This is a genomic window from Mesorhizobium sp. M0340, assembly GCF_040321535.1.
Classification (GTDB): Bacteria; Pseudomonadota; Alphaproteobacteria; order Rhizobiales; family Rhizobiaceae; genus Mesorhizobium.
In genome coordinates, this window is record NZ_JAMYRR010000011.1 from 16,769 (window position 1) to 30,939 (window position 14,171).

Consider the following 14,171-nt stretch of genomic DNA (forward strand, 5'->3'; position numbering starts at 1 on the left):
CTGACCGTTCGTTGCCGACAAGAATAAGAGTAAAGAGACGAGAAAGCGCGTACCGGATTGGTCGCGAAGCCGTTTGCTTCGTCGTCGTGCACCGTGCGATGAGCCTCTATTTCACTCAGATGCACTAAGTCCGTTCAAGACACGGAAGCGGGCCGCGAACCGCGCCGAGTAAACTCGGTGGCGGGCAGATTCAAGCCACCCTTCAATGATACCCTGCTAGCGAACCCGCTGGTGACGAAGGTTGAGTATCAGCCCGAATGGGCACCCGCTTTGGAAAAATCCGGTGCTGAACAAAGACGGAGCGGCGGACCGGCTCGAGCAGAAGGTCCGCCGTTCCGGGTCGTTCAGATCACAAGAAACGAACCTGCTGCAAGCGACAGACCTGGAGAGAGCGTGGCGAACTGTATTTGAGCTGCGCCACCGATCCCGTCGCTGTCGAAAGAGAGCGCCCCGGTTGAGCTGTTGTAGATGATATGGTCGGAGCTATCATGAGCGGCCGTGCCAGCAAAGAAAGCATCGGATGAAAGGCCTCCCAGCTTAAGCCCGGCAAAAACCGCGTCGTCGAGTTGGATCTTGTCCTGGAGCTTGTTGAAGTCGGTGATCCTGTCGATATTACCGGCTCCAAGAGCGCTGTTGAACACGAAGGCATCATTGCCTCCGTTACCGGTCAAGATGTCGGCACCGCCGCCACCATTGATGATGTTCGCGCCGGCGTTGCCTTGGATGGTCTGGGCAAAGGTGTTGCCCGTCAGGTTGATTGCTGACGTACCGGACGGGCTGGTGGTGGCGAGAAGCTCGATCTGTGAACTGGCCGAAAGCGCATGGCTCACAGCAGCGAACACCCTGTCGGTACCGCCGCCGACCGCCTCGTAAACTCTGTCGCCGGCATTGTCCACATAGTAGGTATCGTTGCCGCCATAGCCGACCATCGTATCAGCGCCACCGCCGCCATTAATGACGTTGGCGCCAGCGTTGCCCCCGATGCTCTGGGGAACTCATTGCCGGTGAGGTTGATTGCCGATGTGCCCGACGGGTTGGTGGCAAGAAGCTCAATCTGCGAGCCGGCCGAAAGCGTATGGCTCACAGCAGCGAACACCCTGTCTGTACCGCCGCCCGCCGCCTCGTAAACTCTGTCGCCGGCATTGTCCACATAGTAGGTATCGTTGCCGCCATAGCCGACCATCGTATCGGCGCCACCGCCGCCATTAATGACATTGGCGCCGGCGTTACCCCCGATGCTCTGGGCGAACTCATTGCCGGTGAGGTTGATTGCCGATGTGCCCGACGGGTTGGTGGCAAGAAGCTCGATCTGCGAGCCGGCCGAAAGCGTATGGCTTACAGTAGCGAACACCCTGTCTGTACCACCGCCCACCGCCTCGAACACCCTGTCGCCGGCATTGTCTACATAGTACGTGTCGTTGCCGCCATAGCCGGTCATGGTATCGGCCCCACCCCCGCCGTTGATGACATTGGCGCCGGCATTGCCCTGGATAGTCTGGGCGAACGCATTGCCGGTCAGGTTGATCGCCGTGGTGCCGGACGGGCTGTTGGTGGCGAGAAGTTCGATCTCCGATCCGGCCGCAAGCGCATGACTTACGGAGGCGAATGCTTTATCGGTACCGCCGCCCGCAGCCTCAATCTCCTTATCGCGGACATCGTCGACATAATAGGTATCATTGCCGCCATAGCCGATCATCGTGTGGCCGCCGGCTCCGTGGAATACATCGTCGCCACTGGTGCCATACAAGATGTCGCTTGTGTCGACGGGAGGCGGGATGGTTCCGGTGGTAGCGAGGTTGTGCTCCCGGAAAAAGGCCTGCAGTTCGGAGGAGCTTTCAAGCGCGGTGTCGCCGTTCTGCGTTCCCCATTTATAGGTGTAGTCGAAGGCAGGTGACGGCACCAATGCGGCCCAATGATCGATCATGATTTGCATCTGTTCGGGGGTGGGCATGACATGTCTTCCGCCATCGGAAGTCTCCCAGTTACCGCCGCCAAAGGCCTGGTAGACCGGAACGATGTTGTTAACCGGGATGCCCGATTTCACCGCTGCGGCCACGGCTCGATCGATCATGTCGTAGTCGACCGTGTCCGTTCCCGTGCGCACCGGATAGGGGTCTATTCCGAAATAGTCGATATGCGTGTTGGCCGGATTGTAGGTGTTCGTAAAATCCGGATTGGTCGGGGACCCCATGTTCATCATGGTGATGAAGGTCTTGGCGCCTGGAAAATGCTCATGGATCCAGTCGGATTCCGCCTTCAGGTTCTCAGCGGTTGCGTAGGTGCCCCACCTGCCGGTGGGATCGGGCTCGTCAACAAGATAGAATCCGAACACGTTCGGATTGCCGAGGAAGGGGGTCATTTTCTCGATGAAGGATGAGGTTACGCCCTCGTGCTCATTCAGATACACCAGGCCCTTCATGCCATCCGGCAATGCGTTGACCTGGCTAACATATTGAACGTCAGCCAGATTGAAGCCGGCGGTCGCGATTTCGGTGGCGGAACCACCCGAGGCGTAGTGCAGAGTTGCCATCCAATATTCCTTTGTCTCATTCGATAGCGCCCGGGGATTGCCTACTAGAGGGTGTATATTAGCGCCAAATCACATACCCGCAGCCTCTGATAGAATGGTTGATCGCCAGTAGGAATGCTGAACGGAGGGAGAAATCCCAATAGATGTTTTAAATAAATATCAAGGATTCAATCGACGTTAAGCTCGCATAGCTATGCAGATCAATCCAATTTAATTGGAAAGCGATAGATTACTTGTCTAAAATTTAGCCTACATGTTGCGATATTGAATTGTTAATTTAGCAGTTAACCTGCGAATTTAGAGATCAGAAGAACTTTTAATCTAGGGGACAAGGCCTTCGTAGTCTCATTTCCGCAACCAATTAGTTGTGGACAATTCGTAAGCGTCTGCCCGCTCGTCGCGGGATATCGGTCGGCAGATCAGGTTTCCGACATCGGAGGGGTCGAATCGGCTTGCCCGCTGGTCGCAAGGAGGCAAGCCGCGTCAGGGGTTGTGGGTGAGAGGGCTGATCATCATGCCTGGTAACACGCGGACCGACAGGGAGCTTAGGAATCCCAGCGTAGAGCAGCCGTACAGCGCACCACTGTCGGAAGCGCTTTCTTCGGTTGGCTGATCAGTGACGAATCCGGCTTGGCAGAACTCGCTAGAGTTCGAGGCACAATTCATCGGCGTATCCGCAAGATGCCGTCGAGGTGCTTCGCGCTATGCGTAAGGCCGTGATCCCAATGCGGTTTACCTCATTCAAACAGACGAGGACAGTAGGCAAGCCTCCTCCTACCGTACCCTTTCACGCGCACAGAAGTAACGAAGCAAAGCCATGAAAGCAGATGCGAAAGGTAGTTACTTCATGCGACCGAAACACGGCGCACGGACGGGAGCTTCGGGATGAATCCGCATCTCGTTTGTGTGGGAGGCGAAGATCACGCCCTGAGAATTCCGTTCCTAATGTCGCTGCGCGAAAGCGGCTTCCGGGTCACTGCGGTTTCGACCGGCGATGAGGCCGCGTTTTTGCGGCATGGCATTCCGCATCGCCGCTACGGTTTTGACCGATTTGCCAGCGGCGGTGGCGAGTGGACCGCCGTAAGAGCGATTCGGAAACTGGTTGCGGAACTCCGGCCTGACATTGTCCAAAGTTTCGACACCAAGCCTAACCTGCTGGCACCCCTTTCGCTGCGCGGAACAGTCCCGGTCGTACGCACGATCAACGGCCTGGGCTGGACATTCTCCTCGCTGGAACCGCGGGCTCTAGCCTTGCGTCCAATCTTTTGCGGACTGCAGTGGCTTGCTTCCTTCTGGACGGCCGCGACGGTGTTTCAGAACCGGGACGATGAGGCCTTCTTCAAGCGCTTTCGATTAATTGAACCGGGCAGCGGAAGAGTGATCCGCAGTTCTGGCATCGACGTCGATGCGTTCGCCCTGGCGAGGCATCTTGCTCCGCCGGCAACGAAAATGCGCAAGGAATTAGGGCTCCAGTCAGCGGAGATCGTGATTTTTGTGGGCCGGCTGACCCGCCAGAAGGGCATCCCGATACTGCTTCAAGCAGTGCCCCGCGTCCTTTCCAAAAGACCTAACGCTCGTTTCGTGCTTGTCGGCCCTTGGGAGTCCGAAGGTCCATTTGCAGTCGACAAGTCGGAAATCGATCGACACGCTCCTCATGTTATCGCGCTTGGCCCACGACGCGATGTTCCAGCCCTTCTTGGCATGGCCGACGTGTTCGCCTTCCCCACACAATATCGGGAAGGAATCCCGCGCGTCCTGCTCGAGGCAGGGCTGGCGGGTTTGCCCATCGTTGCCTCGAACATGCCCGGCTGCAATGAAGTGGTCGAGGATGGATGGAACGGCTATCTTGTCCAACCGCACGACGCCGATGGTCTTGCATCTCGAATAGTTGACATCCTTTCCGACCGCAGTCGCGGAAAAGTCATGGGCGGTCGTTCCGTCGAACTTGTCCGGGAGCAGTTCGCGCTGCCGCGGGTGGTGGCCCAATATTGCGATCTGTACAAAAATATCCTTGGCGCCAAACCCCACAGCGATCTCGCCCGACCGGCGTCTCCGATCTTGTTTGGAGAGGGTGCTGCGAGAAGCAGATTGGACTGGCGCCGATGATCCGGGACGCAATCCTGGCCTGCGGCCTCGCAACGACCTATGCGGTGCAACTCGACATTCCAGGGTCGCCCTTAGGGGTTGGCGAACTGTTCATCGTACTTTGGATCATGCTGTCGATTGGGCGCGTACTCGCCGGGGGCCACCTGGAGACAAGGCCGGCGCTGACACGCCTTGTGAGCTTCTGGACGATCATGGCGCTTGCTCTCGGGATCGGCACCGTCGTCGGCTATCTGACCACAATTCTATATCTGACGGGCCTGATGCACGATACGATGGCCTACCTGCTGTTGGTCAGCATCACCTGCCTTGCCGCTGCAGAACCCGACGCTGATCGCCGGCTGCGTCGTACTGGCTGGTGGGTTGTGGGCATCGCGAATATCGCGCTTGCCGTTCAGCTGGGACAGGGCTGGGGCTGGATCCCCAAAGCAGGCGTCGATCCCTGGTATTGGGACCGCTTTCGTGGCTGGTCGCATAATCCAAACCAGCTCGCGCTCTACTGCGCAATCTTTGGCCCGCTAGCCTTGCATCTTGCGACCACCACCAGCAATCGATGGGGCAGGTTTCTTGGGATCGCCAGCTTGTTCCTGACCTTCTATGTCGGGAGGCTGACAAAGAGCGATACCTATTTGTACACCAGCATCCTGACCTGCCTGACGTTCCTCGGGCTGCGGATCAGGACATGGCTCAAGACCGGTGGCAACAGGGTCAGCTTTTCACGGCAAGCCGTCCTCCTGTTGCTTGTCGGTATCCTTCCGTTGGCGATCGCGATAACCCCTTACGCCGTAACTGAGGCGAGCGTCCTCGAAAATTTCGCCAAGGGCCTGACCAAGGACAAAGGCGGCGAGGCCACTGCCGAAACCGCCGCACTCCGCGTGCATCTCTGGAACGAAGCGTTGGAGAAGGGCGCCGAATCCGGGTCGCTGGGCCTTGGTCCAGGTCCGCATCTCGAGCGCCCATCAGTGTTCGACTCGCAATTTCTGGAACGGCCCTTCGAGGCTCACAACACGATCCTCGACCTGTACACTCAAGGTGGTCTCATTGCGGTTCTGGCGCTGGTCTGGATAGTCGGCGCCGCCATCATATCGGTGTGGCGTGCGAAGCTCGACGCGCTGTTAGCGCTCGTGGTGTCAATTATCATCTTCGGGATGCCGCACCTGATCATCCGCCACCCGATCGTATGGTTTGCGCTAACCATCTGCCTTGTCGCCGGTACGCCGAAAGCAGTTTCTGCAATCTCCAACAATCCGGGGTAATGGTATGTGTGGTATTGCCGGAATTCTTCTTGCCTCCGATTCAGCCGACACGAGGCCGCTCAGGGCAATAGAGCAGATGACGGCCGCACTTCGTCACCGCGGGCCGGATGGCGAGGCATTCTGGGTAAACTGTGAATCGGGGGTCGCCTTCGGTCACAGGCGGCTGGCCATAGTTGACCTGTCGGAGGCTGGCCGTCAGCCGATGCATTCTGAAAGCGGCCGATATGTCATTACATTCAACGGCGAAATATACAATTTCCGTGATTTGCGCCGTGAGCTGGAGAGTACAGGCCATCATTTTCGGAGCGCCAGCGATACCGAAGTCATGCTCGCCGCAATTGAGAGTTGGGGCCTCGAAAAAGCACTCACCCGTTTCGCCGGCATGTTCGCTTTAGGATTGTGGGACCTTAGGACAAGGACGCTCCATCTCGCCCGCGACCGAATGGGTAAAAAGCCGCTTTATATCGCCTCAACACGCGATGCACTTGTTTTTGCTTCCGAGTTGAAGGCGATCAACCGTTTTCCAGGGTTTTGCCAGGAGCTCGATATCGATGCGGCCGCGGCAATGCTTTCGAAGGGATGGGTACCGGATGACAGCTGCATTTGGCGAGGCGTGTTCAAGCTGCCGCCGGGTTCGGTCCTGTCGGTAACGGCCGCTGAGTTCTCCGGGGAACGCAGTGTCGCCTCTCTGTCGCATCGCATTCGACGCTGGTGGTCGCTGGCCGAAGCCGCCACGGAAGGGCGGGCGGAACAGGTCGCCGGCAGCGACGAGGAACTCACCAATGAACTGGACGGCCTGCTTCGACTTGCCGTTCGGGAGCGCATGATCGCTGACGTCCCGCTCGGGGCCTTCCTGTCGGGCGGAATAGATAGCTCGACGGTTGTGGCCCTTATGCAGGCTCAATCGGAAAAGCCTGTGCGCACGTTCACGATCGCTTTCGGAGAGGGCGGGTTCGATGAGGCTCCCCACGCTGCGGAAGTCGCGCGCCATCTGGGGACCGACCATACCGAACTCCACCTTTCGGCTGCCGTAGCGCGCGACGTCATTCCAGAACTGCCGCAGATCTGGGACGAGCCATTCGCTGACGAATCGCAGATACCAACTCTGCTGGTGGCGCGGCTCGCCCGCCGGCACGTTACGGTGGCTCTGTCGGGCGACGGTGGCGATGAATGCTTCGCCGGCTACGCACGCCACTTCATGGCGGCCCGCCTGCGACGACAGCATATTCTGCCGTCAGCACTGCGTCGGGCGCTCGCGGCAGGCACTGGGTTATTGGCCCGTGCAGCCCGCCACGATCTCGTCGGCAAGCTGCCGCTTTCGGAGGGTGCACGGCATGCGCTTCGGGGGGATCGGCTGAATCGCCTAGCTCAGCTGCTTGCTGCAGCCAACGAGGACGAGTTGTATCGGCGACTTACGGGATCATCGAACGAGAACCTGAGCCTCCACCAGCCACCCTCATCAATTCACGTCGAGCACCGGCTTGATGGGCTGCTGTCCCGTCTTTTGCATGACGATATGGCTGGATACCTCCCCGGCGATATATTGGTGAAGCTGGACCGCGCCAGCATGGCCAACAGCCTCGAGGGGCGATGCCCGCTGCTCGATCATCGGGTTGTCGAATTTGCCTGGCGCCTGCCGACGAATACGAAAGTTCGTAATGGCAAAGGCAAGTGGATCCTTCGTCAGTTGTTGCGCCGGTACGTTCCGCAGCGGCTGATCGAGCGGCCGAAGCAAGGTTTTGATGTTCCTATAGCAGTCTGGCTGAGAGGCCCGCTGCTGAGTTGGGCAAACGACCTTGTCGCCGATATGCGTTTGTCCGGAGACGGGATTTTCGACCTTGCAGAGGTGGATGCGTGCTGGCGCGATCACGTTGACGGCAGGCACGACCATTCTCGTGAATTGTGGCCCGCTTTGATGTTCCAGGCCTGGCACAACGAGGCAAGGCGTCCATCGCCCACAGCAACGGGTTCTCGCGTGCCCGAACTTACAGGAGATTAAGATGGAAGGGTCCATAGTTAGCCGCATCCACCTTCCGCACGTTAACGAAATGCACGTGCCTGCGCGCGAAATCGCTCCGCGCATGAAACGGCCTTTACGCGAACAGATGGACACGCAAACCCCATTCCATCAGCTCCTCATTACCCTATCAAGAAAAAAATGGTTCCTGCTGGCCATGGTCATCACCGGCGGTGTATTAGCCGCGCTTGCGGGGCTTGCACGGCCTGCCCTGTATGAAGCCACCGCACAGGTAATCGTCGACGCACCTAGTAGAGCGGCCCCTGCCGGCGGCTCGGTCTCTACTCAAGATGTGCTGGATTCCAGCATTGACGACCACATCACCATGCTCTCGTCGCAAGGCCATCTGCGAAGCGTGGTGGCAGCGCTACGCAAAACGGACGCTCTCAACAATACTAGAAAGGTTGATGCTGTTACCGAAAATTCTGCTGCTGACCCTGCGGGCGTCGAGCCGCCGAAGTTGCGCTCGGGTACAGCCGATCTGCTGGCCGAAATTTGGCCGCGCAGCACTCCGGCGGAGCCAGATGCGGCTGAACTCAAGATACTGCGTAAGGGTATAAGGATCGGCCAGGAGTTGCGATCAAGGGTCATCAGTGTCGGCTTCACCGATCACGATCCGGCGCGAGCTGCTTTGATCGCCAATACGTTCGTGCAGGTGTATATTGGCGATCTGGCAAGGAAAAGCCAAGCATCGGACAGACTGGAACTTGAATCAATAGTTGCTGGACTTCCAGCTACACAGAACAGTCTCGCAGAAGCGACCGATCGTCTTGAGAGGTATCGGCTGAGCCATGGCGCGATCGACCAAGGTGCAGCGGATAATGCCGCCAAGGAGATAGTCGAACTCACCCAGCAAATCTCCTTGTCGAAAGCCGATCTCTCCGCATCGGAATCTCGACTTCAACACATTCAGGACTTGCGAAAGGGGGGCGCGTCGGTTGCCGCGGTAGCCGAAACCATCGGATCACCCGTGCTGGCCGATCTCTTGGCACGCCAGGCCAACGGCACAACAGATGAGGATGTCACAAATGCGATCGATCGTGAGATCGAACAAGAAATCGCCCGCGTCGCTGCCGAGACGAACATCTATCGCTCCCAAATAGCGGTGCTGCAAAAGCGTAAGGACGTCCTGGATGCGGTTGTGGCCGATACAGCCGGCCGGCTTTCCGGATTGCGCGCTCTCGAGCCCCAGGTCGGCATCCTGACGCAGCGCTACAACGACCTTTTGACCCGGCAACAAGACTTGATGCGGCGTATTGCAAGTCCATCCCCCGGGGTCAGGCTTCTCTCAGCGGCGTGGCCTCCTACCAATCCAACGACTCTTTCGCCAATATTTCTTATTCCGCCCGGCATGGTTGTGTTTGGCCTGATTGGGGGGATCTTCATACTTGTCCGCCAACGCTTCGATAGCACCTTGCACGGAGAGGCCGAAGCTGAAGCAGCGCTCAAAGTTCCGTGCCTCGGGCTAATACCCCAGGCTGCCACAACGCACGCGAGGCGACTGCAGCAGCTGGTTTCAGGTCAGCAGGAGTCAAGATACAGCCGCGCCGTGACGGCCCTGCTTGTCGCTGCAGCGCCCCAGCGGGCGAGGGATTGCTCGAACATAATCTTGATAACATCCTGCAGTGAGGATGATGGCAAGACCGAGCTCGCATGGAGCATGGCCTTGGCGGCCACAAGACTTGGAGGGCGAGTACTCTTTATTGATCTGGACCGCACGGACCGCCGCCTTACAGGCGAGTTTGTGAAGGAATTCAGCGCACGTAAGCCGCACAATTTTTTCGGAGACTATATCAATGACCGTTGTGCGCTGCGCGATGCGATAGCTGGAATGTCGGCAATCGGAATCGATTTCATGGCGCTCGCACCGTCGGAGGATCTGCTGCCCTTACTGTCCAGTGTCGATGGCTCCCCTTTCAAAGATGAACTGCACTCGGTCTATCGGGTGGTCATCATAAATGGGCCGCTGGGGCTTGAGGGACCAGAGGCCAGACTCCTGACAGGCTGGGGTGACGTGGTTCTTTTCGCCATTCGCTGGGCGAAAACGCGACGCAGCATCGCGCGAGGCGTCCTAGACTTGCTTGCGGGCGATACGCCAGCTTCGGTTCCCGTCGCAAGCGTTCTCACGAAGGTTAATCTCAGGAAGCACGCGGGTTACCGGTTCGGGGACAGCGCTGATCTCTTGCTGGAGGGAGCATGACGAGCTCGGCTTTTACTGTTGCCTCTTTCCCACCACCGCTCGTTGAAAATCACTGTTTTGGGCGCCGATCGGCTGCCGGCGCAGGCCATTCGCTCGTAGCCGAGGTTGCCGCGGAGAGATCCGTCCGGAGCGTGGGGCCGAGGTGTCACAACGGAACCTACTGGCCAGGAGCCGCCGGACGGGCATTCATGAATTTCGGGAGCCACGCCTGAGGCGACGCCCCTGATGCCATCCTTCGTCTGCTTGGCAGGTCCAGCAGCCTGGTGGTGTCAAAATCACCTTCCCGCTGCAAGCGGCGTGGCGCACCGCTCATTACTGCTTGGCTTGGCGATGAATCTGTGGCGCAGGTGACGAGACTTTGTCGATTTTCGCCCAGAGTGCGCTCCCGCCCATCGTAGATGCGTTCCTGATGGCGTATGCCCATGCCGGCAAGCGTGACGGTGAAATCGCAAGGGCGGTCAAACCTTGCGCCATTCGTTGCGCTTTGCTTCGCGGCAAGGCCCGCACGAACTCACTCACACTACCTGGTTTTTGTCCCTTACGCAAAAAGCTGTGGACGATGTCTTGCTTCAGGAATTTGGCGAGATTGAACGGCTCGCGCTCGCATTTGCTCAATTGCAAGCCGTGCCGCCGACATATGGCATCGAAGGCTCCTTTCGTCCATCGGCCAATGTGGTTTGGTGGCATGTCTACGAGCGAACCGTGAGACTCCATATAGTACGTTCTGTTTTCATTTGGCACGGCAATGAAAACAGATCCTTGGGTTTTCAGAAGATATTTTAAGCGAGCAAAAACATCATCCACTTGGTCCATATGCTCGAAGACCTGAAACATGAAAATAAAATCGAACGCCTCTTTCATGGAATTGAAGCTGCCATCTCGAAAGTCACTTGCAAATGTCTTGAAGCCTTTTGACGCCAGTACTGATCGCGCCGTTTCGTTGTAGTCGACGGCAGAAATATCCGAAGTATGGAAGAATTTATTCTTGATGCGGTCGAGAAAATACCCAAACCCCGATCCCACTTCGAGAGCAGTCTTTCCGCCAGTATTCAGGCCCGCGAGCTCTTCGATTGTCCTTGCATATTCCCATTTCATAGTTGGATAAGAAGGGTACGCCCAGGCTAAGTTATAAAACTCAAAGCCGCCGGCGACGAACGGATCTGCGAAACCGAATCCGCAATCTGCGCATTTGCGAATGTCGCAAGTGTTACGGCCCCAGAGATCCGACAGGTGGCTTGTTAACTTTCGGGAGCGATCGGGGTCCTGACGCGGATTGATGAAATGTCGAGAGGCCTCGTCTGCTGTCACTTCGAACAATTTTGCGGTTGATACACTGCCACACGCCGGACAAATGGTCATCTCGCTATCCCTGAAGCCTGGACGAAGGAAAGCCGCCTTCGACGGTGTAGAATGCGTGCCAGCCGGCCAACGCAGGCCTCAATGATGCCGCCACGCTAAATTCGCCTCTGGCTACGCAACCGGCCCAGTCTCGGGCGGATGGCGAACGCGTAAGTAAGAATATGCTGGCTCGCAATTTTCATGACTGATGGGCGAAGAATTTGCATGGCATCTTGGATCGTCGCTCGCCATGACTGCTGGTGGAATCTGCTGGGAATACGAGCAACCCGCAGCGCCCGTAACAAAGTCTCGGGGCGAGGGAGGTGTTTACGATCCTGAATTAGATTCCAGTTAAGCTCTTTGACAGCAAGAGTTACTTGATCAACTTCGTCAAAATTCTTAGTTGTAGTGATGCTCGGGTGATTGGTCGCGTCGTAGAAAATCAAGCCGTCATTTATCGCGACCATGTCTCCGTGGCACGCCAGGTCAACAAAGAACAGCTGGTCGACTCCGGCCGGGATAGAATTGTGCGCGCGCATCAGGCAACCCGCGTGAATGACGTCGCGGTTGATCAACAGCGTCGACGGGATGATCCCGAGGCTCCGCGTCGTACGGACCAGATAGAGGTCCGTTAGGCATTGCTGGCTCGAGTAGACGGAGATCCGTTGTCGCCCTTGCGGTGGCAATCGGAATTTCATCCGATCGTCTTCAATTATATTCGCGGCACAGGTCATGAATGCAGCCGAGGGATGCTTGGTGGAAACCTCGGCAAAGGTCTTGAGTGCGCCTGGGGCGAGCCAGTCATCGTCATGGAGCAGCTTGATCCATTTTCCGACGCAAGCGAGCATGGCGTTGTTGGTATTCTCGACCTGACCCCGGCCCCGACCGTTCTCGACAATTCGGATGCGAGGCTCGGTCCGTGCATACTCGGCGACGATTGCCCAGGTCGCTCCCTCGCGGCCCTCGTCGTCGCTGACGACCAGCTCCCAACTGGCGAAATCTTGACTCAGAATGCTATCCATCGCCCGGCGGATCGTGTCCGGTCGGCGAAAGGTCGGGATGGCAACTGAAATGAAAGGGCGCAGTCGCGAAGCATCAGCGCGATGATGTTGGTCAACCACATCGGTCGTTGGAAGCTGATCAAGCTGCGAGTGCTTCATGGTGTTTTTCCCTCGAGATGATGACTCTGCTTTGGTATGGCGGCTCCCGATGGTTCGACGTAGTGGCGGAGAAGATACAGAGAGGCCGCCGTTTTCAATGCAAACCCGACGGCGCCGCCGGCCGCCATCAGATAAATGACTTTAAGTGGTTCCCAACCTGCCTCAGCACCGGCGAGTAGCGGGCCAAATACAAGCGCCGTCCGCGCGCCGTCGACGAGAAGTCGTACCTCTTGCCGCCGCAGAAGAGCCGGGACATCTTGAAGCGGTGTCGACAACGCCTGCATAGCACCCATGAACGCCAGCGCGGTCATAATGTCTGCGGCGGGAACCCAGGGCGCGCCCAGGAGGGGAACGACGATATATGGCGCGGCCAGGCCAAGCGCTAATATTGGCAATGCAGTGAGGCCGGCTGAAAGCATCAACAGGCCGTGCGCGGTGCCGAGCAAATGTGCGCGACTGCTGGTTTTGTTCGCCTCAGATACAAAAACATTGCTAAGCGGGTTGGCGATCAGCGTCACGGGTGCAGTCACCAGCCGTGACGCAACTCCCAGGTAACCGGCAAAAGCGGCGCCAAACAGCGAACCAACGAGTATCGCGGGAAGATTGATGATGGCAAAACTCGCTAGGGCCGAGGGAATGTCGAACAATGGAAACTTGTATTCTCGCCTGGCGACTGCAAAGACGGTCCGCCACGGCGCTCGGGCGATGCCGCCTATGTCCTTTCTGCTCAGAACCCGAGAGCCGAGGATTCCGATAAAGATGAATTGGCTCAGGATATGAGCATGCACCATCGCCTCACCTCCGAAATGGGCGAGCCCAAAAGTTAGTTGCAGCAGGGCCATGGTCGCCGGCAAAATCAGGCGGCCGAGGGCGAAGTCGCGTAGCAGGCCTACGCGCAGACTCCAGCAGTTCATTGCTTCGACGAGGCCGGCACCCCCCATCCCAAGTGGAACGAGCCAGGCGAGGTGGCCAACTCGCGCTGGAGCGATGCTCGCCCACAGCAGTCCTGCCGCAAAGGCAAGGACACTCGTCACCATGACAGCCAGGAGAATGAGCTTAACGGTCACGTATGCCTGCGCACTGTCCTTGACCCCATAAAGCGAGGCCTCGAAACGCAATGCTGCGATCGCACCGAGGATGTTTACGATCGACAGGTAAATCGTGAAGATCCCGAAATCTGCCGGGGAATAGAGCCGGGCCAAAACGGGAATGGCGGCGACCAGGGTCAGCTGGCCGGCAATCGCCATGGCCGAAACGCCTCCTGCCGCGCGAAGAATACCGCCGATCGGGCTTGGAGGAACACGGGTGATTATTTTCTCGACCGTAGGAACCGTCCTGGATCTCAGAAAGTAGCTTTGGGACATGAGCTCGCGATTCCGAGGAGGCAAAAATGCGGTCGAATAGAGCTTACGATGGGGCCTGAACGTCACCATCATCCATCTGAATGACATTGTTCGGCAGAACGCGGATGCGGCGAATTCTTTGTGCTCCGTGCCAAGTACAACTTCAGTCTCTGAATTGAGATCGCTCATTGGAACTGCCCGCGATAAGCTGATTTGCGCGAGGA

At 57.7% G+C, this 14,171-nt stretch carries 8 protein-coding genes and 1 pseudogene; 4 read left to right on the forward strand and 5 right to left on the reverse strand.

From position 1 onward, the window contains the following. Positions 1-344: 344 nt before the first annotated feature. Together NKI79_RS17240 and NKI79_RS17245 are read right to left on the reverse strand one after the other, a co-directional pair. Positions 345-938 (reverse strand): annotated as a pseudogene (locus NKI79_RS17240) (calcium-binding protein); the annotation flags it as partial. After that, on the reverse strand, positions 827-2,530 hold the full coding sequence (locus tag NKI79_RS17245; RefSeq protein ID WP_352802966.1) for a calcium-binding protein: 1,704 nt from the start codon (positions 2,528-2,530) through the stop codon (positions 827-829). The gene NKI79_RS17245 and the pseudogene NKI79_RS17240, both read right to left, overlap by 112 nt. An 885-nt stretch (positions 2,531-3,415) precedes the next feature. On the opposite strand from NKI79_RS17245, the gene NKI79_RS17250 reads away from it, so the two are divergent. From NKI79_RS17250 to NKI79_RS17265, 4 genes are read left to right on the forward strand one after another with little or no spacing between them, the layout of a single operon-like run. Continuing rightward, a complete protein-coding gene (locus NKI79_RS17250; RefSeq protein WP_352802968.1) occupies positions 3,416-4,636 on the forward strand; it encodes a glycosyltransferase family 4 protein in 1,221 nt (406 codons plus the stop codon). A gap of 44 nt (positions 4,637-4,680) precedes the next feature. Then, positions 4,681-5,889, forward strand: coding sequence for an O-antigen ligase family protein (locus tag NKI79_RS17255; RefSeq protein ID WP_352802971.1), 1,209 nt, complete (start codon positions 4,681-4,683; stop codon positions 5,887-5,889). Positions 5,890-5,893: 4 nt separating this feature from the next. Then, positions 5,894-7,888: an asparagine synthase (glutamine-hydrolyzing) gene (gene asnB / locus NKI79_RS17260; RefSeq protein ID WP_352802973.1), complete on the forward strand. Its 1,995-nt coding sequence runs from the start codon at positions 5,894-5,896 to the stop codon at positions 7,886-7,888. A gap of 1 nt (position 7,889) precedes the next feature. Then, complete coding sequence (locus tag NKI79_RS17265) at positions 7,890-10,106, forward strand: GumC family protein (protein ID WP_352802975.1); 2,217 nt, start codon at positions 7,890-7,892, stop codon at positions 10,104-10,106. A 312-nt stretch (positions 10,107-10,418) separates the two neighbouring features. Here NKI79_RS17265 and NKI79_RS17270 read toward each other — a convergent pair whose 3' ends face one another. The 3 genes from NKI79_RS17270 to NKI79_RS17280 all read right to left on the reverse strand — a co-directional run bounded on the left by NKI79_RS17270 (position 10,419) and on the right by NKI79_RS17280 (position 14,136). Beyond that, positions 10,419-11,465 (reverse strand): class I SAM-dependent methyltransferase, encoded by a 1,047-nt coding sequence (locus NKI79_RS17270; RefSeq protein ID WP_352480469.1) that lies wholly within the window; start codon positions 11,463-11,465, stop codon positions 10,419-10,421. A 95-nt stretch (positions 11,466-11,560) separates the two neighbouring features. Continuing rightward, positions 11,561-12,604, reverse strand: coding sequence for a glycosyltransferase family 2 protein (locus NKI79_RS17275; RefSeq protein ID WP_352480470.1), 1,044 nt, complete (start codon positions 12,602-12,604; stop codon positions 11,561-11,563). Then, the gene (locus tag NKI79_RS17280; protein ID WP_352802978.1) at positions 12,601-14,136 is read right to left on the reverse strand and encodes a lipopolysaccharide biosynthesis protein; all 1,536 of its coding nucleotides are present in this window, start codon (positions 14,134-14,136) and stop codon (positions 12,601-12,603) included. The genes NKI79_RS17275 and NKI79_RS17280 overlap by 4 nt, the downstream gene beginning before the upstream one ends. Positions 14,137-14,171: the final 35 nt, after the last annotated feature.

Bases quoted from the DNA above. Each gene is read 5' to 3' on its own strand.
- NKI79_RS17265 (WP_352802975.1), top strand. From the start codon at position 7,890: ATGGAAGGGTCCATAGTTAGCCGCATCCACCTTCCGCACGTTAACGAA.
- NKI79_RS17250 (WP_352802968.1), top strand. From the start codon at position 3,416: ATGAATCCGCATCTCGTTTGTGTGGGAGGCGAAGATCACGCCCTGAGA.
- NKI79_RS17245 (WP_352802966.1), bottom strand. From the start codon at position 2,530: ATGGCAACTCTGCACTACGCCTCGGGTGGTTCCGCCACCGAAATCGCG.
- NKI79_RS17280 (WP_352802978.1), bottom strand. From the start codon at position 14,136: ATGAGCGATCTCAATTCAGAGACTGAAGTTGTACTTGGCACGGAGCAC.
- asnB (WP_352802973.1), top strand. From the start codon at position 5,894: ATGTGTGGTATTGCCGGAATTCTTCTTGCCTCCGATTCAGCCGACACG.
- NKI79_RS17275 (WP_352480470.1), bottom strand. From the start codon at position 12,604: ATGAAGCACTCGCAGCTTGATCAGCTTCCAACGACCGATGTGGTTGAC.
- NKI79_RS17270 (WP_352480469.1), bottom strand. From the start codon at position 11,465: ATGACCATTTGTCCGGCGTGTGGCAGTGTATCAACCGCAAAATTGTTC.